The following is a 22,821-nucleotide window of genomic DNA, read 5'->3' on the forward strand; positions in this document are numbered from 1 at the left end:
GGGCGCAATGCCGCCGGGGGGGAGAAACCCGCCCGCCACTGCATTAGCCAAGGAGCAGCGGTGGAACTCAAGCTCTGTGATGTCACGCACACTGCCGCCATGGCAGAATGGGTGCAGGGCACGGGTGGTCTGGACATGGTTCTGGCCTGTGCAGGCATTACCGGCGGCACCCGCAAACCCCTGCACCCCGACCACCCTGCTGCTGAGCCAGAACTCCAGATACGCCGGATTTTTGCAACAGACCTGCACGGTGTGCTCAACACCGTGCTCCCCGCACTGGAGTTGATGGAACGCCAGCCCCGCGCCGCAGATGGCATGCGGGGGCGGATTTGCGCCATTTCCTCCGTAGCGGGGCTTGTCTCCTTCCCCGGCACTCCCTCCTACAGTGCGGCCAAGGCGGCTGTGGACCGCTTTATGGTGGCAACCGGGGGCAACGCTAAAAAAGCGGGTATTCTGCTCAGTTCGGTTGTTTGCGGTTTTATTGATACGCCCATGGTGGCGCGCAACGCCTTCCCCATGCCCGGCCTGACAGACGTGCAGAGCGCCAGCCGCAGGATCCTGCGCGGACTGGCCCGTAATGAGCGGCGCATTACGTTTCCGCTCTGGCTGGCGGCTGGCTCGCGGCTGATGGACATGTTGCCCATCAGACTGGCCGAAGCCTATTATACCCACCAACCCGCCGGAGCTGCTGGCAGTATGCCCGAACCAGACCTGACTTAACCCCCCATTTGCAGAAAGCCCCCGACATGACGCAGGCCCCCGCCCCCCGCGCGCATGCCATGATGGAAGACATGTCCGCCGCAGCCGTACGCGAGCCCGTACCCGCACGGCTGAAAACCATGAAAATGGACCGCGTATTCTGGAGCCATTTTGCCCCCAATCTGGGGCCGGGAGGCTGGGTCACGGGGGCACTTCTGGCCAGCATGGGGCTGGATTTTAAAACAGGGGTCGCGGCTGTTATTCTGGGCAACCTGATTGGAGCACTGCCCGTAGCCCTTGCAGCAGCCATTGGCCCGGCCACCGGGTTGACGCAAATGGAGGCATCGCGCCGCGCGCTGGGGCAAAAGGGACTGCGCCTGCCTGCATTCCTGAACTGGATTTATTGCGTGGGGTGGGATGCGGTGAACAACGTACCCGCTGCCACCGCCCTGATTGCCCTGCTGTTTGCAGGTGGCATACACACCCCGTTCTGGGCGGCACTGGGTGTGCTGGCTGGTGTGCAGATGCTGGCCTCTATCTACGGCCACCATGTGGTGCAGGCCTTGCAGAAATATCTTGGAGCGTTCCTGCTGCTGGCCTTTGCGCTGATCGGCATTGTTTTTGCCATACGCGGTCAGGCCCCCCTTGCCACGCACCACCCCGTGGGGGTGAGCACCTTCTTGCTTGCTGTGGGGGTTCTGGTCAGCTTCAACCTCTCATGGGCGTCGTATTCATCGGATTACACGCGTTACCTGCCTGCCAGTTCCAGCCCCACAAAAGTGGTGCTGCTTGCGCTGGCGGGCCTGCTGGCCTCGGCCATTCCCTTCCAGATTCTGGGGCTGATTTCCGCCGGAAGTGTGGTGGACGCCTCCCCCACAGCGGTTATTGCATCGCTCCAGCAGACACTGGGGCCACTGGGTACATTTGCCCTTGGGGCTATTGCGCTGTCGTCCATTACCGGCAACTCGTTCAATGACAACACGGCAAGCTACAGCCTGATTTCCGCCGGGTTCCATATACCCCGCGTGGCCGCCGCAATCCTGACCGCAACACTTGGCTACGGGCTGGCCGTTGCCGGGGCGGGGCAGTACACCACCTTTTACACAGACTACCTGATGCTCACCATGTACTGGATTGCGCCGTGGACAGGCATTGTGCTGGCGGACTGGTACTGCACCGCGCATACCCCACGCCCCACACCTGCGGGGTGGACACGCGGTGCAAGCATATTCACCATAACCACCGCGCTGACCATTGGCCTGTTCTCCACCAGCAGCGTGTACACCGGCCCCATTGCCCGCTGGCTGGGGGGAGCCGACATTGGCTATTATGTTGGCTTTTTTGTTGCCGCAGGCTGTTACGCTGCGGGCATGCCGCGCCGCACCAGTTCATAAAGCCCCAGAGCCGCCGCTACAGACACATTCAGGCTTTCCATCTCTCCGGGCATGTAAAGACCTGCAATTTCATCACAGCTTTCCCGCGTCAGGCGGCGCAGGCCGCGCCCCTCCGCCCCCAGCACAAGCGCAACACGCCGCCCGTCAAAGCCAGCACCGTTCAGGATTGTCCCCCCGGCATCCAGCCCTACGGTCCAGCACCCGGCCTTCTGAAGCATTTCTATGGCGCGGGAGAGATTGACCTCGCGCACAAAAGGCACTGTCTCCAATGCTCCGGATGCAGCCTTGGCCAGCACGGCGGTTTCTTCCGGCGCGTTGCGGTCCTGCACCACAATGCAGGCCGCCCCAAAGGCTGCGGCAGAACGCAGAATGGCCCCAACATTGCGTGGGTCTGTCACCTGATCCAGCACCAGCACAGGGCCGGGGCGCTCCAGCGCCTCCTCCAGCGAGAGGGAGGGCAGAATATGTGCCAGCATGGCCACGCCCTGATGCACGGCATCCGGGCCAAGCAGGTCATCCAGCCGCGCACGCTGCACCAGCTCGGGGGCAACCCGCAGGCTCTTCCCCCCCGCACGGGCGGCTTCCTCCAGCGCGGGGTGTTCTGCCTCGGTCACCAGCAGGCGTTCATACACGCGGCGTGGGTTGGCCAGCGCCGCCGCCACAGCATGCGTGCCAAACAGCCAGCATTTGCCCGCAGCCGCTGCTGGCGCGCCCTCCCTGCCCGCGCCACCATGGCCGGAGGAGCGGGAACGGCGTGCGGGACGCGCGGCTTTACGGGGATTCTGCATGGACAAACGGTTCCGGGTTGGGGTCTCTCTGCCTCTCCCCTAGCGCAAGAGCGGGGTCCTCGCCTATCCCCAGCATGGTCAGGCTCTTTACTTTAAGCGGCAGAAAGGTGCCTGAGCACGCTGGGGAATGGACATTCCCCCCATGCGGCTGTAATCCGTCTGATGCAAAGCAGCCTAGACGCAACAGCAGAACAGGAGCGCCTCATGTCCGCAGCTCAGGGCCCATGTGCTGGCGCCATTACCCTGTACAGAAATGACCTGCCCGACGGCCTGCGCTTTACCGGCTCCGTTGCTGTAGATACCGAGACCATGGGCCTTAACCCCCACCGGGACCGGCTATGCCTTGTCCAGCTTTCCAGCGGGGATGGCACGGCCCATCTGGTCCAGCTTATCCCCCCCTCGCTTGGCGGCACGGGCTATGCATGCCCCAACCTCAAGCGGGTGCTGGCGGACCCGACGCTTACCAAAATCATGCATTACGCCCGTTTTGACGTGCGCATTTTGCAGCATGCGCTGGGCATTACGGTCAGCCCTGTCGTGTGCACCAAAATTGCTGCCCGCCTTGTCCGGACTTTTACTGACCGCCACGGTCTAGCCGCCCTGTGCCGCGACCTGCTGGGCGTGGACCTGAGCAAGCAGCAACAGAGCTCGGACTGGGGAACGCCAGAACTCAAGCCCGAACAACTGGCCTACGCCGCATCGGACGTGCTTTACCTGCACGCACTCTGGCACCGGCTCTCTGCTCTGCTAGAGCGTGAAAACAGGCGCGATCTGGCACAGGCGTGCTATGAGTTTCTGCCCACACGGGCACGGCTGGACATGATGGGTTACGAAGACCCGGACATTTTCTCCCACCGCGCCTGAGCAACGGCACATCTGGCACGCCTTCGCCATCGGACCTATCTGACGCATGACATCCTCCGCCCTACCCGGCCCAGACGCCCCGACCACCCCCGGCATGGATGCCGCAGCAACCGTGCGCGTGGAACAGGCCGGGCTGGACGCACTGGCCCGCGCGCTGGAAGACCCCGCAGGCCTTGGTGGTGCGTTTGAGCAGGCTGTGGCCATGCTGCTGGGTATTTCCGGTCGGGTAGTTATTACCGGCATTGGCAAGTCCGGCCATGTGGCGCGCAAAATACAGTCCACGCTGGCCTCTACCGGCACACCCTCCCTTTACGTCCACCCTGCCGAGGCCTCTCACGGGGATCTGGGCATGATACTACCCGGAGATGCCATTCTGGCATTTTCCAACTCGGGGGAAACCACGGAACTGGGCGATATTGCAGCCCACGCCCTGCGCACCGGCCAGCCCCTGCTGGCTGTAACCAGCAAAGCCTCCTCCACACTGGCCAGCACGGCAACACTCGCCCTGACCCTGCCTGCCATGCCCGAGGCCTGCCCCATGGGGCTGGCCCCCACCACCAGCACACTCATGCAACTGGCTTTTGGTGATGCACTGGCCGTAGCCCTGCTGCGCCAAAGAGGGTTTACCGCCACGGAGTTTGGTATCTTCCACCCCGGTGGCAGGCTTGGCGCACGCCTGCGCACGGTGGGCGAACTCATGCACACGGGGGCCGCCATGCCCCTGACCCAACCCGACACGCCCATGCGTGACGTGATTATGGAAATGACGCACAAGGCGCTAGGCTGCGTAGGCATTGTGGGGCAGAATGGGGCGCTGGCAGGGCTGATCACCGATGGTGACCTACGGCGCGCGCTGGACCAAGACCTGACAACCACACTGGCTAAAGACATCATGAACCCACGGCCGCTGACCATAAACCCGGACGCGCTTGCCGCCGAGGCGTTGCAGGTCATGAATGCGCGCAAGCGGCCTGTTACGGCTCTTTTTGTGCTTGATCGTGCAGGCATACCCATTGGTGTTGTGCATCTGCATGACCTGATCCGGGCAGGCGTGGGATGACCGACACCTCCGACAAACGCCCCCAGCGCGAAGATTACGCCCGCTCCGGAGTGGATATAAAACAGCAGCGCGAGCGCCTTGTTGCGCCATCCATCAAACGCAAGCTCCCCAACCCCGCCAATCTGGCACGCAGGCGAGCACTCTTGCGCTGGGCCAAATGGCTGCTCCCTGCCACGGCCCTGCTGTTGCTGGCCGCCATAGCCATATGGCCGGAAATGGAACACCTGATCAGTGCCAGCCAGACCACCATACGCGCGCTCAGCAAGGTCAAGATAGAAAGCGGGAACTTGATTGGCGCCACCTATCGCGGCGTGGATGAGCACAACCGCCCGTTCACAATCACGGCGGACACGGTACATCAGGCAACTGACAGCAGGCTGGACCTGAGCCACCCCATAGCCGATATTCTGACACAGGGCGGAGAGTGGCTTATGGTCCGCTCGGAAAAAGGCGTTTACATGCAACACGCACAGATTCTTGACCTGACGGGAGAAGTCACCCTGTACCGTGATGATGGCCTGATGATGCATACGCCCGTTGCCGATATTGATGTCAGAACCAGCATTGTCGCCTCCGACTCATGGGTACGGGCGGAAGGTCCGTTTGGCGTGCTGGATGCACAGGGTTTTGTGCTCAGCCAGCATGACGGCATAACCCAGTTCCGTGGTCCCGGCCGACTGATCCTTAATGATGACCGCCACAGCGATGCCGCAGCCGGCAAAAAGGCGTCCTGAAGCATGATGACACCCTCCCCCACCCTTTCTACACGCATGCGTTCTTTTGTGCGGCGGGCCTGCGCGCTGGCCTGCCTGCCTGCGGCCAGCCTGGCATGGCACCACGCGGCACAGGCGCAGGCCATTGATCTGTCCCATGGCGGGCAGATTACGGTGACAGCTCTGGGCGGGTTTGACTGGGACCAGAACCAGAAAAAGGTGACCGCCTACAATCAGGCCAAAGCCGTGCGCAACAATGTTACGGTCACCGCCGACAAGCTGATTGCCTACTACCGCAAAAAACTGCCGGTCGGTGCCACCACCCCGGCTGCAACACAGCCCGGACAGGCTCCACCTGCTGTCCAACCTGACCAACCACCCGCCGAACCGGCCCTGACCACCGCCTCCCCACCGCACGCCAGCACGGCAGCACCGGGTAGCCCTGCGCCCACCACAACAGAGACCAAGGCAGGCGATGAGCAGGATTCTGGTGCGAACGAAATTTACCGGCTGGAAGCCATAGGCCACGTCCACATCTATACCCAGACCGATCAGGCCTGGGGGGACAAGGCCGTGTACGATATGGATCAGGCCGTTCTGGTCATGACCGGCAAGGCCCTGCGGCTGACCACGCCACAGGATGTGCTGACTGCGCGTGATTCCATGGAATATTATTCGCAGCAGCATATTTCCATCGGGCGGGGCAATGCGACCGTCACCACCAACGACCACCGGCAGATTCGGGCCGATGTTCTTGTGGGCTACAGCGCTCCAACAGCCCCTCCCCCGCAAACCGGAACACCCGCCACCGCCAAAGCGGACGACACGGCAGGCGACCCCTTGACCTCGGGGGGGAACAAGCTGGAAAAGGTCAATGCCTTTGGCCATGTCTGGGTCCGCACCCAGACGGAAATTGTAACAGGCGAACGCGGGGTGTATGTGCCTGATACAGGAATCGCCCGCGTTGTTGGCAATGTGCACATCACACGTGGGCCAAACCAGATTCAGGGGGCTGCGGCCATTATCAACATGCACACAGGTATTGCCACCATGACCGAACGCCCCGGCAGCAGGGTCAGTGGGCTGGTAGTGCCCGGCAATGGCGATACATCGGACAGGAAGTAACAATGAACCGGGAAGTAAACTGGACGTCCGAGGAAATCGTGCAAGAAGAGGTCATTGGTCTTGGCCCGGAACCTGTTGACCTGAACGCCCCGCACCAGCCGGGTCATGGGCTGATCGCCCATAATATTGGCAAAAGCTATAAAAAGCGTCAGGTCGTCAAGGATGTCTCGATCGAGGTGCACCGGGGCGAGGCCGTGGGGCTCCTCGGGCCCAATGGCGCAGGCAAGACCACCAGTTTTTACATGATTGTCGGGCTGGTCCAGCCTGATACCGGCACCATTACGCTTGATGGCGCGGACATTACACAACTCCCCATGTACCGGCGCGCACGCCTTGGCATTGGCTACCTGCCGCAGGAAGCCAGTATTTTTCGGGGCCTGAACGTGGAGCAGAACATTATGGCAGCGCTGGAGGTGGTCGAACCCGACCCCGACCAGCGTCAGGTCATGCTGGATGGACTGCTGAACGAGTTTGGCATTACCCGCCTGCGCCACTCACCCTCGCTCGCCCTGTCCGGCGGGGAGCGCAGACGGCTGGAAATTGCACGCGCACTGGCCAGCCAGCCACACTACGTCCTGCTTGATGAACCACTGGCCGGGATTGACCCCATTGCGGTGGGTGAAATCCGCGACCTTGTTTCCCACCTCAAGGACCGCGGGATCGGGGTGCTGATTACCGACCACAATGTGCGCGAAACGCTTGAAGTGATTGACCGCGCCTACATCATGCACAGTGGGCAGGTGCTGATGCAGGGCGTACCCGAGGAAATTGTGGCGCATGAGGACGTACGCCGCGTTTATCTGGGGGACAGCTTCTCGCTCTGACCCACGCCTGACTGGCGCAGGGCACGGGGGTACGGTGGGGGTAAACAGGCCCGGCACTTCCGCCCCCTTCCGGCAATTGCCCTCCGGGCAACTCAGGCCAGTTTGCCCGGCACCTCCAGCAGGTTGGAAGCTCCTTCTTCCAGCACACTCACCCGGTCGCCCACGCTAATCAGCCCGGCTTTTTCCACAACCGCGTTCTGCGCAAACATCACCCCACCCTGAGCGCGCCGAAAACTGGCCAGCGTGGCCAGAGGCTCCTTGGGGAAAGGCACCTGCGCGCTCTCCTGATCAATGGATGTGACCACGCAGCGCGAGCACGGGGCAAGCACGCGCACAATGGCACCGCCCCCGTTGGCCCCATCGCCAATAGCCAGACGCCGCCACCCATCCTCCGCCCAAGGTATATGCCCACCCAGCACGATATTGGGCCGGAACCGGCTCATGGGAACAGACTGCCCCGTAGGCAGGCGGGCATTCAGATCATCCAGAGAGGCCGTGTTGGCCAGAAGCAGCGGGTATCCATCTGCAAAAGAGACGGGGCGTTCCTGCTCTCCCAGATGGCGGATACGGGCAAACTCCGGCCGGTGCATCCACACCAGACGGCACGGTTGCCCAAGCGCCTGCTCCAGCCAGACCGCCGCCAGATCGCCTGCATCGCGCGCCTGCACCTGATCCTTCCAGACCGTGGTCAGAAGCACAGGGGCCTCCTGATCGGGAAAGCGCACCGGACAGGGCCGCATGCCTGCACGGGTCAGGGTCAGCCCTTCCGCCGTGGGGATGGGGGTTATCAGGGCCATGGAACGGCAGGTGCGCTGGGTTATAAACCGCCCTGTGGTGTCCACCACCATCCACCGGCGGTCTCCCTCCAGCCCCCACGGGCTGACCATGGCTGTGGGAGGGGAGAGAGCATGCAACCCCTTGACCGGGTAAATATGCAGGCTGGTGACACACAGTGCGCTCACGCCATACCTCTGTTCTGTAATTTTCAGGGCCGGTGCCCGGTATTCCCCCGCAATGCAGGAGGAGCAGGCGCAACCAGCGGGGGCGCAGGCTCCATGGCAATGGGGGGAGCTGGCGGCGCAGGTGGCTTGGGGGGCGCGACAACAGTGACGGGAATATCCACCCGCTCCATAACGGGGCGTATCTTCTGGTGGGTCACATGCCACATAAAGCCGCCATACACCCCGGCAAGAGCGAGCAGGCACCCCAGCTTGATCTGCCAACCCCAGCCATTGGGCATTTTAGGCATATCCTTGGGGGGTGCTGAACGTAAAAGCATGGTGGCCGGGTATCCAGATTATAACACGTAGAGGTTTACCGTCCTGTGTAGGCATAGGGTGGGGCGGGCGACAAGCCTGCCATGCGCTTTATATTTCCGTCGTCCTTACTGGCCATGCAACCTCGGGGTAAAGCTCTGCATTATATCTGTAACAAAGGCGTGGACATGAACACCTCACCCATGCCCAAATACACAAAGCGCGTTGCAGGCCTGGCCTGCAACGTAACAAAGGCAAACCCGTTAACCCGCAATGCCGTCCGGACAGGCACGAACGCCATTCGGGTTTGACAGGCCCGCCTGCCAGTCGCAAGGAACGCTGTCCTATGCATATTCAGGTTTCCGGTAAACAGATTGATCTTTCCGACGCCTTGAAACATCGGGTCAACACCCATCTGGGCAATCTTGCAGAACGATATTTTGATACAGGGCTACAGGCACAGGTGACCTTTGGCAAAGCCCGCTCGTTTTTTACGTGCGACATCAACGTCAAGGCTGCCCGTGGCCTGATCCTGCGTGGGGAAGGCGAAGCCGCAGACGCCAACGCCGCCTTTGATGACGCCGCCGAGCATATTGCCAAGCGCCTGCGCCGTTACCACAAACGCGTCACCACCCACGCCCGCTCCACCACAAGGCAGGAGCAGCCAGAACGCGCCCGTTCCTATGTTTTGCAACCCGTAGACGACCACGAACCGGGTGATGCCAGCCCCACTCTCCCCCCCAAAACGGAGGAGGAGGAAACCTTTGCCACCATTATTGCCGAGCAACCCGCTGACATTCCCGTCCTGTCCGTGGGCGAGGCGGTAATGCGGCTGGACCTTGCAGGCCAGAATTTTCTGTTATTCCGCAACACGGCCAGCCGCCACATCAGCCTTGTGTACCGGCGTGATGATGGCAACATCGACTGGCTGGACACCGCCCCGCTGGATACGCCAACCCCATAAGCACCCCGCCCGGCACAGCCCGCAACGGCATGCCCCAACAAAAAAAGGACCGGCACAAACCGGTCCTTTTTCTTTGAGTCAGCAGAACTGCCCCTACTGGAGAGAGGCAGGCACCATGTCATTTTGCACAATGGCACCCCATGCCGTTTCCATATCATCCACTACGGCCAGCAAAGACCCATCGGCGGCGTAAATGGCGCAGCCTTCCTCCCCGTCATCCATGGTGGCGGGGCGGGTGTAGGCAACCTTGCTCAGCCCAAGGGAGCGGAACTGCATATCGGAAAGTTGCCGCACATCTGCCACACGTTCGGCCTGCGGCAGACCAGCTGGCATGTAACCACCCTGCATGCTGCTTTTCATTGCGTCCTCCTTCCGGGTTTTAACGACCATCCACATCCATAACCGGATGCAGCATTCGTGGCGTGGGGCGGGGCTTAACGCCCGATGCCGGGGCAACCTGCCCCTTTTGCCCACCTTGCATGATCTCGATCTGTTTGACCCGAACCTCCGGCTGCGGGCGAAAGAGGTCTATGTGCAAAAGCCCGTTATCCAGCCAGGCTCCGCCTATCTCTATCCCTTCGGCCAGCACAAACGCTTTTTGGAACTGGCGGGAGGCAATGCCACGGTGCAGGTAAACCCGCTCCTCCCCCTCTTCCACCTGACGACCACGGATAACAAGCTGGTTGTCCTCCTGCGTGATCTGGAGGTCTTCCATCCTGAAACCGGCAACGGCAAGAGTAATGCGCAGGCCGTTAGGGGCTATCTGCTCAATGTTGTAGGGTGGGTAACCATCGCCCGAACCCTTGCTGGCACGTTCCAACATCTGTTCCAGATGATCAAAACCCAAAAACATGGGCGAGCCAAAAAGCCTGCCTGACATTGTTCAAGCCTCCTCCTTCCTGAGCGAGACATAAAAACCGGACCCGCCACGGCATCCGGTCTCTTCACGATATGGGATAGAGGCAGGCACACGCAACCCTGTGTCCCGCTTCATTCTGGTCTGGAGGGTGGCTCAGTGTGGTTTGCATGCCATATTGTGGCCCTCGGGAGACAGATTTTTTACGTCACAAACACTTTTCATGCTGTTTTCTTCTGGCATCCGCTACAGCGGGACGCTAAATCGGGCTGTATGACACACCCAGCCCTGACAGACGCCGCATTTTCCGCTGCCTCGGACACTGCCGCCCCCCTTAACATCCTGACGCCACCGCACCCCGTGCTGCGCCAGAAGGCAAGACTGGTCAAACCTGAAGACATGGCCGAAATCCAAAAGATTCTGCCCGGCATGTTTGCCGCCATGTATCAGGCCCCCGGCATTGGGCTTGCCGCCCCGCAGGTTGGTCTGAGCCAGCGCTTTGTCCTGATTGATCTGGGTGAAAAAGACACGCGCGACCCCATGATCCTGATTAACCCCGAGATTGTGGCCGAAACAGAGGAAATGAGCACGCGCGAGGAAGGCTGCCTGTCCCTGCCCAGCCAGTATGCCGAGGTTGTCCGCCCCGAAAAAGTGCGCGTACGCTGGCAGAACATGAGCGGACAGGTGCAGGAGCGTGATGTGGACGGCCTGCTGGCCACCTGCGTACAGCACGAGCTTGACCACCTTGATGGCGTTTTGTTCGTGGACCACCTTTCCGCCCTGCGCCGCAACATGATCCTGCGCCGTCTGGCCAAGGACCTGAAGCGCAACTAAGTGGAAAAACCTCGCCCGATGCGTCTTGTGTTCATGGGTACGCCAGATTTTGCCGTACCGGCCCTTAAGGCCCTCCATGCCGCTGGGCATGAGATTGTTGCCGTATACTCCCAGCCTCCCCGTCCGGCCGGGCGGGGCAAGGCCCTGCGTGCCTCCCCCGTGCAGCAGGCGGCACAGGAACTTGGCCTGCCGGTCCACCACCCGCTGAGCCTGCGCAACAACCCCGAGGCATGGCAGGCGTTTGCCGCGCTCAAGGCCGATGCCGCCATTGTTGCCGCTTACGGGCTGATCCTGCCGCAGGTCATGCTGGATGCACCCCGTCTGGGCTGCCTGAACATCCATGCCAGCCTGCTGCCACGCTGGCGGGGTGCATCGCCCATCCAGAGTGCCATTCTGGCAGGCGATACGCAAAGCGGGGTGACCATTATGCAGATGGAGGCCGGGCTGGACACAGGCCCCATGCTGCTGCGTGAAGCTGTACCCATTACCGCACAGACAACCGCCACCACCCTGCATGATGCCCTGAGTGCGCTGGGCGGGAGTATGGTGCTGCGTGTACTTGCCGACTTCCCCCCCCAAACGCCCGACACGGCAGACCATGAGGCCCGCCTGAATGCCGGACGCCCCGCACGCCAGACCCAGCCAGAGGACGGCGTAACCTACGCGCCACGCCTAACGCGCGAGGATGGGCGGATCGACTGGACGCATGACGCCACCGCCATAGACCGCCAGATCCGCGCCCTAACACCGTGGCCGGGTACATTTACCACGCTGGCAGACGGCACGGTTATCAAGATCGGGGCGGGTGTGATTGCGGCAGATACTCCTCCCTGCCCCCCCAACACTGCCCCCGGCACGGTGCTGGATGAACGCCTGAGTGTCGCGTGTGGCCAAGGGGTTATTCGCCTGACAAGCCTGCAACGCCCTGGTCGTGGCATGATGGAGGCAGACGCCTTCCTGCGCGGGCAGGCCCTGCCCGCAGGCACATGCCTTGGCACCCAGCCCCCCGGCAGCAACACCCCATGACCGAGCCCGCCATTCAGCGCTGGGCCGTTCAACTCGAATATGATGGGCGCGGGCTTGTCGGCTGGCAAAAGCAGGCCTCCGGCCTGTCCGTACAGGCTTTGTTGGAAGAGGCGGCTTTTCGCCTTGCCGGTGGCAGGCCCGTATCCAGCATTACAGCGGGGCGTACGGATTCGGGCGTACATGCTCTGGCACAGGTCGCCCATCTGGACTTCCCCGCAGATGTCCGCTTTTCCAGCTACTCCGTGCGTGAGGGGCTCAGCTACCACCTTAAACCCCACGCTGTCGTGGTGCTGGATGCAGCGCCAGTCAGTCTGGACTGGAGTGCGCGGTTTTCCGCCACATGGCGCTCGTACCGCTACCGCATTCTCAACCGGCGCACGCGGCCTGCTCTGGCCGAAGGCCATGTCTGGCACGTCAAATCTCCGTTGGACGTGCTGCGTATGCAAGAGGCAGCAACGTGCCTGCTTGGTCAGCATGACTTTACATCGTTCCGCGCCGTAGCCTGTCAGGCCAACAGCCCCATTCGTACGCTGGACCAGTTGGACATTACACGTGTGGGGGATGAGGTGCATGTTGTTGCCAAGGCGCGGTCTTTTCTGCACCATCAGGTCCGCAACATGGTCGGCACGCTCAAAAAAGTTGGCACCGGCGCATGGGAGCCAGAACGGGTTGCCCATGCCCTTGCTGCATGTGACCGCAGTGCCGCAGGCCCCACAGCCCCGCCTGACGGATTGTACCTGACCGGGGTCGGGTATGAACCCGATCCGTTTGGCACGCCCACCAGCCTGCCATAACGCCTGAGTGCAAGGGGCCCCCTCTGCCACGGACTGGCATATTCGGGGCTGCTGCGTTCAGTTGCTTTTCACGTTCACCATAGGCTGAAGCAAATCCGTGATAACCATGTAATGCGGGGGCAACAGTGCGGCCAGCCCGTAGAGGGTAATGGACGCAAGCAGAATGGATACATAAAGCAGCGCTGCCCGACCGCCGGACACACCCAGCCCTACCTTGGCCACAAACCACTGCAACCATAGCTCATACGCCGCAGCACACAGGGCCAGAGCCCCAATAAAAGCCTGCTGACGAGCAATGTCTGGCGTAAACACAGCAGCAATAAGCGCACAGGCCAGCGAGATCAGCACCACAACCCAGCCGCACCACGTCGCGGCCGTGATATAGCGCAGCCAGAGCGCGCCACGCCCCCAGCGCTGGGCATAAAAATGGGAGACTACAGCAGGCAGAAACAGCACACACAGGGAAAGCAGTAGCTTTGTGGCGGACATAATCTTGTCCGGCAGCAGAAAAATCTGCATGCCACCCACCAGTATGCAGGCCATCTGCGGGGCAAGTGCCGCACCAAAGGCATCGGGCGTGCCTTCAAAATAAGCCAGCCCTTCCCGCTTACCACCCGCGAGCAGCAGCATACCCTGTATTATGCGCCGCACTGCGCCAAACTTGCCTGTTTGTGGAATCACACCCCTACCCCTTTAAAGAAGGCCTCATAAATCCGGGTCAGTTTTTCCATGTCAGCAACGGCTGCATGTTCATCCACCTTATGAATACTCGCCCCGACCAGACCAAACTCCGCAACCGGGCAGTAACGGGCAATAAAGCGCGCATCCGATGTGCCACCCCCCGTATCCAGTTTGGGGGTCAGCCCCGTTACATCCGTAATGGCCTGTTGCAGCACCGCCATCTCCTGACCCGGAGGGGCAAAAAACGACTCACCGCTAATCCTGCTCTCAACACGCGCGCGCGGCGCATGCTGGGCGCACACAGTCTCGATCCAGCCTTTAAGGGCTGCACCTGTATGTAGGTCGTTAAAACGAATGTTCAGCCGCGCTTCGGCCCGGGCGGGAATAAGATTGGAGGCGGTATTGCCCACATCCAGACTGGTCACCTGCAGGCTGGAAGATTCAAAATATTCCGACCCATGATCCAGCGGTATCGCGCGCAGGGCATCAAGCACGGCAAGCAGACGATGCACCGGATTGTCCGCACGGTGCGGGTAGGCCACATGCCCCTGCGTGCCTTCAACAACAATACGGGCGTTCAGGCTGCCACGGCGGCCGACCTTGACCATCTCGCCCAGTGTCTGGGGGTTTGTTGGCTCCCCTACCAGACAGTAGTCGGGTATCTGGCCCTGCACAGCCATCCACTCCAGCACTTTTTGGGTGCCATAGGTGGCCGGGCCTTCCTCATCACCAGTAATCAGCAGGCTGATGGAGCCATGGCCCAGACCGGTATTCACCCGGCGGGCAATGGCCGCCACACAGGCGGCTATGCCGCCTTTCATATCGCACGCACCCCGACCGTAGAGCACACCATCCACAATCTCGGCGGCAAAGGGTGGGTATGTCCAGTCGGCCTCATGACCAACCGGAACCACATCCGTATGCCCAGCGTAGCAGATATGAGGCCCCCCTGTGCCCAGACGGGCAAACAGGTTGGGCGTACGCTCCGCACCCTCGCCAAAAGGCAGGTGCGTGACCGTAAACCCCATACGCTCCAGCATGGCTCCAAGCAGAAGCTGGGACGCGCCGGGGTCGGGGGTGACCGAAGGCTGACGAATGAGCAACCGGGCCACGGCCACCGGGTCTGTCAGCGCCAGATCAGCGGGGAGTGCTCCGGTGGTGCCTGTTGTCATGCGTCCGCCTCGTCCTTTAACAACCGCTCTGATCAGTCACGCAGCAGTTCGTTGATGGATGTTTTGGAGCGGGTCCGCTCATCCACACGCTTGACGATAACCGCGCAGGCCAGAGCGGGGTTGGGGCGGCCATCGGGGCCAACCGGGTTGGAGGAGGGCATGGTACCCGGCACAACCACGGAATAGGCGGGCACGCGGCCCATGTAGATTTCGCCGGTTGCGCGGTCCACAATCTTGGTGGACGCACCAAGGAACACACCCATGGACAGGACCGAGCCCCGCTCCACAATCACGCCCTCGGCCACTTCCGAGCGGGCACCGATAAAGCAGTTGTCCTCGATAATAACCGGGGCAGCCTGCAACGGCTCCAGCACGCCACCAATACCTGCGCCACCGCTAATGTGGCAGTTTTTGCCAATCTGCGCACAGCTCCCAATGGTGGACCATGTATCCACCATGGTGCCGCTATCAACGCGGGCACCAACATTGACAAAGCTCGGCATCAGCACAGCACCGGGCGCAATAAAGGCCGAACGGCGGACCACAGCACCTGGCACAACCCGGAACCCGGCCTGATCAAACCGTGCCTGATCCCAGCCAGCAAACTTGAGGGGCACCTTGTCATAAGCCGGAGCGCCCGCTGCACCACCGGGAATGACAATGCTGTCATTGAGGCGGAAAGACAGCAGCACCGCTTTTTTCAGCCATTCATGAACAACCCATCCATCTTCCTGCGGGGCGGCCACGCGCAGGCGACCAGAATCCAGCGCTTCGAGCGCGGTCTCAATGGCGTCACGGTCTTTGCCCACGGTTGCGGAAGAAATGCGGTCGCGTTCTTCCCACAGGTTTTCAATATGAGCGCGGAGGGTTTCGTCTGTCATGGCACACCAATCAGCAACAATGATAATACAGACCGGACGACAGGCCCGCCCGGCAACAAAAGAGGAAAAAGACCATGCGGACAGGGGCCTATCCTGTCAACGTGGGTCATTACTCCAGCACGCGCGCGGGGTTATTCCGCGCGGATAAGCGTACCCGACCCGGAGGCCGTAAACAGTTCCAGCAGACAGGCGTGGGGCATGCGGCCATCAATAATAACCGCCCCTCTGGCCCCGCCCTGCACAGCCTCAATGCAGGTTTCCACCTTGGGGATCATACCGCCAGTAATCACACCGTCCTCAATAGCCTGCCGGGCCTGCGCCGCAGTCAGTTCGGGGATGAGCTGCCCCTGCTTATCCAGCACACCAGGTACATCCGTCAGCATCAGCAGGCGGGTGGCGTGTACGGCACCGGCAACGGCACCAGCGGCTGTATCGGCGTTGATGTTATAGGTCTCACCGTCCTCACCAAGGCCCACGGGCGCTATAACCGGAATCAGCCCAGAGCCGGACAGCGCATAGATCACCCGCGGGTCAACCTTGACAGGCTCACCGACAAAACCAAGGTCCAGCACCCGCTCGATCTGGCTGTCCATGTCCCGCACGGTCCGGCGCAGCTTGCGGGCCGTGATCAGCTTGCCATCCTTGCCCGAAATACCAACGGCCAGCGCCCCGGCCTCGCAGATCAGTTCCGCCACCTGCTTGTTGACCGAACCGGCCAGCACCATCTCGATCACATCGACCACATTGGCGTCTGTTACGCGCAGCCCGTCAATGAAGTGGGAGGGGATGTCCAGCCGCTTGAGCATCTGGTTGATCTGCGGCCCCCCGCCATGCACCACAACTGGGTTGATACCAACCTGCTTGAGCAGGGCAATATCGCGCCCGAAGGTTTTGGCCAGACCAGCATCGCCCATGGCGTGTCCGCCATATTTGACCACGATGGTGTCCCCCGCGTAGCGCCGCAGGTATGGCAGGGCGTTCGCCAGCACGGCGGCCTCATGCACGGCGTCATGCGGAGCGCTGGAAGGGGGGAGTCTGGGTTCAGTCATGCTCTGAAAATCCTGCCGTCTTCTGTCCATGTTCCCCGATCACGTCAGGGCAAATTCTGCCAGTTCCGCCCGCAATGCCTCAATGCCCTGCCCGGTCTGGCTACTGGTGAGAGAGAGATGCGGAAAAGCCGCAGCATGGCGTGCGATCTCGGCCTCCACATCGGCCTGTTTGCGTGCCAGTGCCGTGGGTTTGACGTCATCACACTTGGTCAGCACGACCTGAAAGCTGACAGCCGCGCGGTCAAGCAGCTTCATGACCTCCTGATCATGCGCTTTCATTTCCACCCGTGCATCCAGCAGCAGAACAACCCGGCGCAGGCAGGGGCGCCCGCGCAGATAGTCGAACATCATCTCCTGCCAGTCTTCCTTTACGGATTTGGCGGCGCGGGCAAACCCGTAACCGGGCATGTCCACCAGCATCAGGCGCTGGGCGAGATCAAAAAAGTTGAGCTGCTTGGTGCGCCCCGGTTCGGACGAGGCACGCGCCAGCGTCTTGCGCCCCGTCAGCGCGTTAATCAGGCTGGACTTACCCACATTGGAGCGTCCCGCAAAAGCAATTTCGGGCAGCGTCTGGGGGGGGAGCTGGCCCAGCTTCTGGGCACCAAACACAAACTCGCATGAACCGGCAAAAAGCCGCCGCCCTTCCTCCAGAGCGGCGGCAATGTCTGCCTTGTCCTTCAGTTCACGGAAAGAAGGCGCTTGATCCATCATTTTTTAGCAACCAGTTGGGGCTTGGCGTCAGCAGCCTTGAGACGCCCCATAATGATAATCTGCTGGATGGCGGTCAGTACGTTACTCCAGCAATAGTAGATGACCAGACCAACCGGCTGATGCGCCATGAAGAAGGTGAACAGCAGCGGAATGAACATCATCACCTTCTGCTGTGCGGGATCAATGCTGGTGGAGCTTGCACTGATTTTCTGCATGATAAACATGCTGGCACCATACAGGATGGGCCATGCCCCCAGCGTAAGCACCGGCAGGATATGCGTCGGGTCAAAGGGAATAAGGCCGAACAGGTTGAAGATGTTGGTCGGGTCCTGTGCCGACAGATCCTTTACCCAGCCCACAAAAGGCGCATGCCGCATTTCAATTGTGACATACAGGTCCTTGTACAGGCACCAGAAAACCGGGGCCTGAATGAACAGGGGCAGGAAGCCGCCAAACAGACTGACCTTTTCCTTACGGTACAGCATCATGATCTGCTGCTGCATAACCACCGGGTCATCCTTGTGGCGCGCACGGATCAGGTCCACCTGCGGCTTCAGGCGCGATGTCTTCCATGTCATGCGCATCTGTTTGATGGTCAGCGGCAGGAACGCAACCTTGACGATAACCGTAAAGGTCAGCAGAGCCATGCCAAAGCTGCCCAGATGGCTGTTCAGCCAGTCCAGCACAAAAAACACAGGACGGGTCAGGAAGGAAAGCCACCCGAAGTCCACGGCCTTCCAGAACATGGGAATGTGCAGGTCGTGCTCATACTGCTCTAACAGCCGCACTTCCTTGGCACCAGCAAACACATGGGCCTGCGTGGAGGCACTCTGCCCTGCACCAACCTGCACCGGAGCGGTGGCGGTAAAGCCTACCTGATACTGCCCCTGAGCGGCCTGCCACGCATAAGTACCCACAACACTGGCGGTCTGGTCAGGCACAATGGCCATCAGCCAGTATTTATCGGTAATGCCGGCCCAGCCACCTGTACCCTGATGGCTCCATGCCACGTTTTCAGGCGGAACCCCATCATTACGGACAGATTTGTAGGACCCTTCGTTCAGGCGGTCATCAATGACCGCAATCGGGCCTTCATGCACCAGCATGCCGCCGGTTTCTTCCGGCGTGTAACCACGGTTCACACGGTAATAGGGGTAAAGGGCCACACTCTGCCCCGTGGCGTTATGCACGCGCTGGGTCACGGTGAACATGTAGTCCTTGTCCACCCCGAGTGCGACTTCAAACGTCAGCCCCTGACCGTTATCCCAGCTCAGTGTCAGCGGGTGGTCCGCATCCAGTACCGTGCCGGAGGCTTTCCACAATGTACGGGCGTTAGGAAGGGCAAGCGGCACATCCGAGGTTGCAGCGCGCCAGCCAAAGTCCACAAAATCAGCCCGCTTGGTGTCCACGGGGCTGAGCACCCGCACATCCGGGCTGTCAGGCTTTACGGTCTCACGGTACTGCTTGAGCACCAGATCATCCAGCCGTGCGCCGCGCAGGTTGATGCTCCCCTGCACAGAAGGGGCGTTAATGGCAATGCGGGTATCTGGCCCATCAGACGTATCTGCCGGAGTTGCGGACGCGGAATCCCGTGGGACGACCGCCTGCCCTGCACCTGTAGCAGAAGCCGGAGCGCTCTGGCTGGCCGCAGTCTGCGCCACCTGCTGAGAGGGCTGGTGTGCCGGAGCCTGGGGAAAGAAATAATCAAACCCGATAAGAACCAGAGCTGACAGCAATGTTGCCAGTATGAGACGTTTTGAATCCATGAGCTCTGGCCTGCTGGCCCCCTGCACTTAACAAAAATGGAAAACTCAACGACCGCATAAAACGGTGGTCTTGAGCGGCACAACCGTGTTCCAGCGCAGGATCGGCAGAACTACAGAAATCAGGGCATGCCCTAATCCCGTAAACAGAGTTTCAACGCTTTCCGAAAATCGGCCACCAGTGCGTCAAAGGCGCGCTCCCGCGTGGAGCCACGTCCTATAAGCACCAGATCCAGCCCATTCAGCGGTGTATCGGCTTCCACTCTGCGCACAACCTCACGCAGTCTGCGGCGCACCCGGTTACGCACCACGGCATTACCGACTTTTTTGGTCACCGTGAAGCCAACACGCGCGGGGTCCGAATCGGGCCGCCTGAAAAGCTGAAGGACAAGACCAGACACCGGAGCTTTACGCCCCTTGGCTGCCATGAAGAGAAATTCTTTTCTCTTTTTGAGCCGCATGGACGTACCCGCCCCTGCTGCTGGCTGCTCCTGACCTTCAGACCAGTCCATCAAAACCGGACTGCCGGACAACACTTACGCGGAAAGGCGCTTGCGGCCCTTGGAGCGACGGTTTGCCAGGATACGACGGCCGCCAACAGTAGCCGAACGGGTGCGGAACCCGTGACGACGCTTGCGGACCAGCCGGGACGGTTGATAAGTGCGCTTCATGGCTGCACTCCCTTCAGTTTGAATATGCTTCGCCAGTGGCCACGTACGAGCCACTCTCTCTTGAAGTCGCGGCTTATAAAGTTCAGATAGAAGAACGTCAATGTGCAGTGCAGAGTCGCATGACTATTCGCGCACGATCACCCACCTGATGGAAAGCCGCATGCCCTCCTCATTCTCCCGGCTTCGCACCATTCTGGCCGTCACCTGCATGCCTGTTCTGAGCTATCTTCTGGGTATAGGCATTGGAGCATCACACCTGCTTACGGCCCTGCTCATCGGCCTTGGCGCGGCATCTGCGGCGTGGGTCTGTACCCTTAATACCCCGCAGCCCGCCACAGTAGCCCCCCCTGCCAGCCCGACAGCGCCAGCAGCAGACAGTGACCAGAAACTGCGGCATGACATACGGGGCATTGTCTCCCCCGCCATGCTGGCTGCAGAGCAGCTCTCGCTCCACAAGGACCCGGCCATTGAAAAAGCCGCAGCGACAATTAATGATTCGCTCGACAGGCTGACTGCCCGCCTTAAACAGCGCAAGACTGGTTAGCGGGCCTTACGCCTGCTCAATCAACTCGACCCGATAACCATCCGGGTCTTCCACAAAAGCAATAACTGTGGTGCCAAATTTGACTGGCCCAGCCTCGCGCACAATTTTGCCACCACCCGCACGAATACGCTCTACAGCCGCAGCCACATCAGGCACGCCAATGGCAAAATGCCCAAAGCCGGACCCCAGATCGTACCCATTGTCCTGCCCCCAGTTGTAGGTCAGCTCAATTTCCGCCTGCCCGGCAGCGTTGTCCGCAAACCCGATAAAAACAAGCGTGTATTCACCTTCGGGCACATCCTTGCGGCGCAACTCATGCATGCCAAGCAGGGTGTAAAACGCCAGACTGCGCTCAAGATCACGGACGCGGACCATGGTGTGCAAAAAACTGGACACGGCATATTCTCCCTTAAACCAGATGGATGTGGCCTGTTCTTACGGTGTAGAGCCTAGGCAGACCTCTGGGTCTATAGCGATCAGGAACAGGCCCAACCGCTCGGCCTCAGCCTCGCAGGCATCTCTGTCGGTCAGGAGCGTATTCCCCGCCTCAAACGCAATTCCACGCAGGCCTGCGGCATGGGCGTTATGGAGTGTTTGCGGGCCAATGGTTGGCATATCCGCTCTTTTTTCCTGACCGGGCTTGAGCAGCTTGACCAGCACTCCGCCCTCGCCCGGCTGCTGGCAGGTACCTGCACGGGCAAGCATGGCATCCGTGCCCTCCATGGCCTCTACAGCCAGAACAACACCGTTTTGCACCACGCAGCCCTGCCCTATGTCCAGCCTGCCAAGTGCCTGCACAACACGGACACCGTGCCGTATGTCCGCCATGGCCTGCGCATCAGGCGTAAACCGCCCCAGAACCCCGGGCTGTGCAATGGAATGGGACAGAAATTCATGCGCGCCACGCACGCAAAAGCCTTCCTCACCCAGAATACGAACAAGGGCGGCCAGCAGCCCGTCATCCCCGGCAAACAAAGCCTTGCCAAGGCGCGCCAGAATACGCGCTCCCTCAGCATCTGGGCACAGACTGCGCAGGGATGGGCGGCGGATAGGCCCGATCAGCACCAGTTCGGTGCAGCGGTGCTCACGCAGCAGCGCCAGCATGCGCCCGGCGGCACCCAGACGTACATATTCATGCGGCCATGGTGCCAGCACGTCAGGCTCGGCAAAACCTTCAAACCCGATGATAAAAACCGCCAACCCGGCAGCATGTGCTGCTTCGGCCACTCTGGCTGGCAGGGGGCCTCCCCCTGCCAGAATACCAACTGCGGCTGGCGCGGCTGTCACGCGCCGTCTGTTTCTGCCTGATCGGCAGCACCAGCGCGGGCAGGACGTACCAGCCCCCGGTGGCTGGGCGCGTCAATAAAGGTCAGAATTTCCTGAATGCGATCATTCCCGGAAAAGTCCTTGCGCACCTGCTCAAGACGGGCCTGAAAAGACACATCGCCACACACTTTGGGGTAGAGGGTGAGAAAGGCTTTGCGCATCCGGTGAATTTCAGCCGACTGCACACCATTACGGCGCAGCCATATCCAGTGCAGGCCAATCAACCGGGCACGATTACCCAGCACACTACCATAGGGGATAACATCAGCCTCAACCCCGGCCACCCCGCCCACAAGGGCAGCATGACCAATCCTGACAAACTGATGAATGGCAGCCGAGCCCATGACACGCGCATCGTTACCGATGGTCACGTGGCCACCCATGACCACATTATTAACAATGATCACCCGGTCGCCCAAAACGCAGTCATGCGCAACATGGGCATTGGCCATGATCAGCACATCCTGACCAACCTGCGTCAGGCCCGAACCTGTGGCTGTTCCCCTGTGAATGGTTACATGCTCGCGCACAACCGTACGGGCACCGACCTCGCACCGGGTTGGCTCGCCTTTATATTTCAGGTCCTGTGGCGCCATACCCACCGTACAGAACGGAAAATAACGCGAATGCGCCCCCAGATGCGTATGCCCATCCACAACAACGTGGGAGATCAGCTCCACCCCGTCATCAAGAACGACATTCGGCCCCACAGTGCACCATGGGCCAATCACCACGCCACGCCCCAGCACAGCCCCCGGAGCAACCAAAGCCGTTGGGTGAACACGGGTCTGCCCGGCTTCCTCTACTGCGTGCACCACTTCAGTTC

At 60.8% G+C, this 22,821-nt stretch carries 29 protein-coding genes; 13 read left to right on the forward strand and 16 right to left on the reverse strand.

What is annotated here, in order from left to right; translation table 11 throughout:
- On the forward strand, nucleotides 1–720 hold a 720-nt coding region (locus HK26_RS02195), incomplete at its 5' end, for an SDR family NAD(P)-dependent oxidoreductase (RefSeq protein ID WP_143296274.1).
- Between the two features lie 26 nt (nucleotides 721–746).
- On the forward strand, nucleotides 747–2,093 hold the full coding sequence (locus HK26_RS02200; protein ID WP_086638300.1) for a purine-cytosine permease family protein: 1,347 nt from the start codon (nucleotides 747–749) through the stop codon (nucleotides 2,091–2,093).
- Here HK26_RS02200 and rlmB read toward each other — a convergent pair.
- Nucleotides 2,057–2,881, reverse strand: a complete 825-nt coding sequence (gene rlmB / locus HK26_RS02205; protein ID WP_086638301.1) for a 23S rRNA (guanosine(2251)-2'-O)-methyltransferase RlmB — start codon at nucleotides 2,879–2,881, stop codon at nucleotides 2,057–2,059. The genes HK26_RS02200 and rlmB overlap by 37 nt on opposite strands.
- Before the next feature lie 204 nt (nucleotides 2,882–3,085).
- On the opposite strand from rlmB, the gene HK26_RS02210 reads away from it, so the two are divergent.
- Genes HK26_RS02210 through lptB form a run of 5 tightly spaced genes read left to right on the forward strand, consistent with a single transcriptional unit; the run spans nucleotide 3,086 to nucleotide 7,467 of the window.
- Nucleotides 3,086–3,745, forward strand: a complete 660-nt coding sequence (locus tag HK26_RS02210; RefSeq protein WP_086638302.1) for a ribonuclease D — start codon at nucleotides 3,086–3,088, stop codon at nucleotides 3,743–3,745.
- Nucleotides 3,746–3,791: 46 nt separating this feature from the next.
- Nucleotides 3,792–4,805 carry a KpsF/GutQ family sugar-phosphate isomerase gene (locus HK26_RS02215; protein ID WP_086638303.1) on the forward strand — a complete coding sequence of 338 codons (1,014 nt, stop codon included), beginning with the start codon at nucleotides 3,792–3,794 and terminating at the stop codon, nucleotides 4,803–4,805.
- Complete coding sequence (gene lptC / locus HK26_RS02220; RefSeq protein ID WP_086638304.1) at nucleotides 4,802–5,539, forward strand: LPS export ABC transporter periplasmic protein LptC; 738 nt, start codon at nucleotides 4,802–4,804, stop codon at nucleotides 5,537–5,539. The genes HK26_RS02215 and lptC overlap by 4 nt, the downstream gene beginning before the upstream one ends.
- Nucleotides 5,540–5,542: 3 nt before the next feature.
- Nucleotides 5,543–6,643: an LptA/OstA family protein gene (locus HK26_RS02225; protein ID WP_257640821.1), complete on the forward strand. Its 1,101-nt coding sequence runs from the start codon at nucleotides 5,543–5,545 to the stop codon at nucleotides 6,641–6,643.
- A 2-nt stretch (nucleotides 6,644–6,645) separates the two neighbouring features.
- Nucleotides 6,646–7,467 carry an LPS export ABC transporter ATP-binding protein gene (lptB, locus tag HK26_RS02230; RefSeq protein ID WP_143296275.1) on the forward strand — a complete coding sequence of 274 codons (822 nt, stop codon included), beginning with the start codon at nucleotides 6,646–6,648 and terminating at the stop codon, nucleotides 7,465–7,467.
- A gap of 92 nt (nucleotides 7,468–7,559) precedes the next feature.
- Here lptB and HK26_RS02235 read toward each other — a convergent pair whose 3' ends face one another.
- Together HK26_RS02235 and HK26_RS02240 are read right to left on the reverse strand one after the other, a co-directional pair.
- A complete protein-coding gene (locus tag HK26_RS02235; RefSeq protein WP_086638305.1) occupies nucleotides 7,560–8,429 on the reverse strand; it encodes an MOSC domain-containing protein in 870 nt (289 codons plus the stop codon).
- 23 nt (nucleotides 8,430–8,452) lie between these two features.
- Entirely contained in the window at nucleotides 8,453–8,746 is a 294-nt protein-coding gene (locus tag HK26_RS02240) for a hypothetical protein (RefSeq protein WP_086638306.1), read from the reverse strand.
- Between the two features lie 165 nt (nucleotides 8,747–8,911).
- On the opposite strand from HK26_RS02240, the gene HK26_RS13835 reads away from it, so the two are divergent.
- Together HK26_RS13835 and hpf are read left to right on the forward strand one after the other, a co-directional pair.
- Nucleotides 8,912–9,034 carry a hypothetical protein gene (locus HK26_RS13835; RefSeq protein ID WP_257640822.1) on the forward strand — a complete coding sequence of 41 codons (123 nt, stop codon included), beginning with the start codon at nucleotides 8,912–8,914 and terminating at the stop codon, nucleotides 9,032–9,034.
- Nucleotides 9,035–9,069: 35 nt separating this feature from the next.
- The gene (gene hpf, locus HK26_RS02245; protein ID WP_086638307.1) at nucleotides 9,070–9,687 is read left to right on the forward strand and encodes a ribosome hibernation-promoting factor, HPF/YfiA family; all 618 of its coding nucleotides are present in this window, start codon (nucleotides 9,070–9,072) and stop codon (nucleotides 9,685–9,687) included.
- A gap of 93 nt (nucleotides 9,688–9,780) precedes the next feature.
- On the opposite strand, the gene HK26_RS02250 is transcribed toward hpf, so the two are convergent.
- Both HK26_RS02250 and HK26_RS02255 read right to left on the reverse strand, forming a co-directional pair.
- Entirely contained in the window at nucleotides 9,781–10,047 is a 267-nt protein-coding gene (locus HK26_RS02250) for a hypothetical protein (RefSeq protein ID WP_025826326.1), read from the reverse strand.
- 19 nt (nucleotides 10,048–10,066) lie between these two features.
- Complete coding sequence (locus HK26_RS02255) at nucleotides 10,067–10,567, reverse strand: Hsp20 family protein (protein WP_025826324.1); 501 nt, start codon at nucleotides 10,565–10,567, stop codon at nucleotides 10,067–10,069.
- 249 nt (nucleotides 10,568–10,816) lie between these two features.
- On the opposite strand from HK26_RS02255, the gene def reads away from it, so the two are divergent.
- The 3 genes from def to truA are packed head-to-tail and all read left to right on the forward strand — an operon-like array spanning nucleotide 10,817 to nucleotide 13,197.
- Nucleotides 10,817–11,377, forward strand: a complete 561-nt coding sequence (gene def / locus HK26_RS02260) for a peptide deformylase (protein WP_086638369.1) — start codon at nucleotides 10,817–10,819, stop codon at nucleotides 11,375–11,377.
- Between the two features lie 18 nt (nucleotides 11,378–11,395).
- Nucleotides 11,396–12,403, forward strand: a complete 1,008-nt coding sequence (gene fmt / locus HK26_RS02265; RefSeq protein ID WP_086638308.1) for a methionyl-tRNA formyltransferase — start codon at nucleotides 11,396–11,398, stop codon at nucleotides 12,401–12,403.
- Nucleotides 12,400–13,197 (forward strand): tRNA pseudouridine(38-40) synthase TruA, encoded by a 798-nt coding sequence (gene truA, locus HK26_RS02270; protein ID WP_086638309.1) that lies wholly within the window; start codon nucleotides 12,400–12,402, stop codon nucleotides 13,195–13,197. The genes fmt and truA overlap by 4 nt, the downstream gene beginning before the upstream one ends.
- Nucleotides 13,198–13,254: 57 nt before the next feature.
- On the opposite strand, the gene HK26_RS02275 is transcribed toward truA, so the two are convergent.
- The 8 genes from HK26_RS02275 to rpmH all read right to left on the reverse strand — a co-directional run bounded on the left by HK26_RS02275 (nucleotide 13,255) and on the right by rpmH (nucleotide 20,125).
- Nucleotides 13,255–13,878: a hypothetical protein gene (locus HK26_RS02275; RefSeq protein ID WP_086638310.1), complete on the reverse strand. Its 624-nt coding sequence runs from the start codon at nucleotides 13,876–13,878 to the stop codon at nucleotides 13,255–13,257.
- Nucleotides 13,875–15,050 carry a succinyl-diaminopimelate desuccinylase gene (gene dapE, locus HK26_RS02280; protein ID WP_086638311.1) on the reverse strand — a complete coding sequence of 392 codons (1,176 nt, stop codon included), beginning with the start codon at nucleotides 15,048–15,050 and terminating at the stop codon, nucleotides 13,875–13,877. Before dapE ends, HK26_RS02275 begins: the two co-directional genes overlap by 4 nt.
- Nucleotides 15,051–15,082: 32 nt before the next feature.
- Nucleotides 15,083–15,931, reverse strand: coding sequence for a 2,3,4,5-tetrahydropyridine-2,6-dicarboxylate N-succinyltransferase (gene dapD / locus HK26_RS02285; protein ID WP_086638312.1), 849 nt, complete (start codon nucleotides 15,929–15,931; stop codon nucleotides 15,083–15,085).
- 131 nt (nucleotides 15,932–16,062) lie between these two features.
- Nucleotides 16,063–16,980, reverse strand: coding sequence for an acetylglutamate kinase (gene argB, locus HK26_RS02290; protein WP_086638313.1), 918 nt, complete (start codon nucleotides 16,978–16,980; stop codon nucleotides 16,063–16,065).
- 39 nt (nucleotides 16,981–17,019) lie between these two features.
- Nucleotides 17,020–17,688, reverse strand: coding sequence for a ribosome biogenesis GTP-binding protein YihA/YsxC (gene yihA / locus HK26_RS02295; RefSeq protein WP_456304394.1), 669 nt, complete (start codon nucleotides 17,686–17,688; stop codon nucleotides 17,020–17,022).
- Nucleotides 17,688–19,457 (reverse strand): membrane protein insertase YidC, encoded by a 1,770-nt coding sequence (gene yidC / locus HK26_RS02300; protein WP_086638315.1) that lies wholly within the window; start codon nucleotides 19,455–19,457, stop codon nucleotides 17,688–17,690. The genes yihA and yidC overlap by 1 nt, the downstream gene beginning before the upstream one ends.
- 131 nt (nucleotides 19,458–19,588) lie before the next feature.
- Complete coding sequence (gene rnpA, locus HK26_RS02305) at nucleotides 19,589–19,966, reverse strand: ribonuclease P protein component (RefSeq protein WP_025826311.1); 378 nt, start codon at nucleotides 19,964–19,966, stop codon at nucleotides 19,589–19,591.
- Between the two features lie 24 nt (nucleotides 19,967–19,990).
- A complete protein-coding gene (rpmH, locus tag HK26_RS02310) occupies nucleotides 19,991–20,125 on the reverse strand; it encodes a 50S ribosomal protein L34 (protein ID WP_081774758.1) in 135 nt (44 codons plus the stop codon).
- A gap of 100 nt (nucleotides 20,126–20,225) precedes the next feature.
- On the opposite strand from rpmH, the gene HK26_RS02315 reads away from it, so the two are divergent.
- Nucleotides 20,226–20,669: a hypothetical protein gene (locus HK26_RS02315; protein WP_086638316.1), complete on the forward strand. Its 444-nt coding sequence runs from the start codon at nucleotides 20,226–20,228 to the stop codon at nucleotides 20,667–20,669.
- A gap of 6 nt (nucleotides 20,670–20,675) precedes the next feature.
- On the opposite strand, the gene gloA is transcribed toward HK26_RS02315, so the two are convergent.
- Genes gloA through lpxA form a run of 3 tightly spaced genes read right to left on the reverse strand, consistent with a single transcriptional unit; the run spans nucleotide 20,676 to nucleotide 22,810 of the window.
- Nucleotides 20,676–21,065 (reverse strand): lactoylglutathione lyase, encoded by a 390-nt coding sequence (gene gloA / locus HK26_RS02320; protein WP_086638317.1) that lies wholly within the window; start codon nucleotides 21,063–21,065, stop codon nucleotides 20,676–20,678.
- Between the two features lie 39 nt (nucleotides 21,066–21,104).
- A complete protein-coding gene (locus HK26_RS02325; protein WP_086638318.1) occupies nucleotides 21,105–21,956 on the reverse strand; it encodes an LpxI family protein in 852 nt (283 codons plus the stop codon).
- Nucleotides 21,953–22,810, reverse strand: coding sequence for an acyl-ACP--UDP-N-acetylglucosamine O-acyltransferase (gene lpxA / locus HK26_RS02330; protein WP_086638370.1), 858 nt, complete (start codon nucleotides 22,808–22,810; stop codon nucleotides 21,953–21,955). Before lpxA ends, HK26_RS02325 begins: the two co-directional genes overlap by 4 nt.
- Nucleotides 22,811–22,821 lie beyond the last annotated feature (11 nt).

Origin of the sequence: Acetobacter okinawensis, assembly GCF_002153655.1 — a bacterium.
GTDB lineage: Bacteria > Pseudomonadota > Alphaproteobacteria > Acetobacterales > Acetobacteraceae > Acetobacter > Acetobacter okinawensis_A.

Bases quoted from the DNA above. Each gene is read 5' to 3' on its own strand.
- HK26_RS02200 (WP_086638300.1), top strand. From the start codon at position 747: ATGACGCAGGCCCCCGCCCCCCGCGCGCATGCCATGATGGAAGACATG.
- rlmB (WP_086638301.1), bottom strand. From the start codon at position 2,881: ATGCAGAATCCCCGTAAAGCCGCGCGTCCCGCACGCCGTTCCCGCTCC.
- HK26_RS02210 (WP_086638302.1), top strand. From the start codon at position 3,086: ATGTCCGCAGCTCAGGGCCCATGTGCTGGCGCCATTACCCTGTACAGA.
- HK26_RS02215 (WP_086638303.1), top strand. From the start codon at position 3,792: ATGACATCCTCCGCCCTACCCGGCCCAGACGCCCCGACCACCCCCGGC.
- lptC (WP_086638304.1), top strand. From the start codon at position 4,802: ATGACCGACACCTCCGACAAACGCCCCCAGCGCGAAGATTACGCCCGC.
- HK26_RS02225 (WP_257640821.1), top strand. From the start codon at position 5,543: ATGATGACACCCTCCCCCACCCTTTCTACACGCATGCGTTCTTTTGTG.
- lptB (WP_143296275.1), top strand. From the start codon at position 6,646: ATGAACCGGGAAGTAAACTGGACGTCCGAGGAAATCGTGCAAGAAGAG.
- HK26_RS02240 (WP_086638306.1), bottom strand. From the start codon at position 8,746: ATGCTTTTACGTTCAGCACCCCCCAAGGATATGCCTAAAATGCCCAAT.
- HK26_RS13835 (WP_257640822.1), top strand. From the start codon at position 8,912: ATGAACACCTCACCCATGCCCAAATACACAAAGCGCGTTGCAGGCCTG.
- hpf (WP_086638307.1), top strand. From the start codon at position 9,070: ATGCATATTCAGGTTTCCGGTAAACAGATTGATCTTTCCGACGCCTTG.
- HK26_RS02250 (WP_025826326.1), bottom strand. From the start codon at position 10,047: ATGAAAAGCAGCATGCAGGGTGGTTACATGCCAGCTGGTCTGCCGCAG.
- HK26_RS02255 (WP_025826324.1), bottom strand. From the start codon at position 10,567: ATGTCAGGCAGGCTTTTTGGCTCGCCCATGTTTTTGGGTTTTGATCAT.
- def (WP_086638369.1), top strand. From the start codon at position 10,817: ATGACACACCCAGCCCTGACAGACGCCGCATTTTCCGCTGCCTCGGAC.
- fmt (WP_086638308.1), top strand. From the start codon at position 11,396: ATGCGTCTTGTGTTCATGGGTACGCCAGATTTTGCCGTACCGGCCCTT.
- truA (WP_086638309.1), top strand. From the start codon at position 12,400: ATGACCGAGCCCGCCATTCAGCGCTGGGCCGTTCAACTCGAATATGAT.
- dapE (WP_086638311.1), bottom strand. From the start codon at position 15,050: ATGACAACAGGCACCACCGGAGCACTCCCCGCTGATCTGGCGCTGACA.
- dapD (WP_086638312.1), bottom strand. From the start codon at position 15,931: ATGACAGACGAAACCCTCCGCGCTCATATTGAAAACCTGTGGGAAGAA.
- argB (WP_086638313.1), bottom strand. From the start codon at position 16,980: ATGACTGAACCCAGACTCCCCCCTTCCAGCGCTCCGCATGACGCCGTG.
- yihA (WP_456304394.1), bottom strand. From the start codon at position 17,688: ATGGATCAAGCGCCTTCTTTCCGTGAACTGAAGGACAAGGCAGACATT.
- yidC (WP_086638315.1), bottom strand. From the start codon at position 19,457: ATGGATTCAAAACGTCTCATACTGGCAACATTGCTGTCAGCTCTGGTT.
- rnpA (WP_025826311.1), bottom strand. From the start codon at position 19,966: ATGGACTGGTCTGAAGGTCAGGAGCAGCCAGCAGCAGGGGCGGGTACG.
- rpmH (WP_081774758.1), bottom strand. From the start codon at position 20,125: ATGAAGCGCACTTATCAACCGTCCCGGCTGGTCCGCAAGCGTCGTCAC.
- HK26_RS02315 (WP_086638316.1), top strand. From the start codon at position 20,226: ATGTGCAGTGCAGAGTCGCATGACTATTCGCGCACGATCACCCACCTG.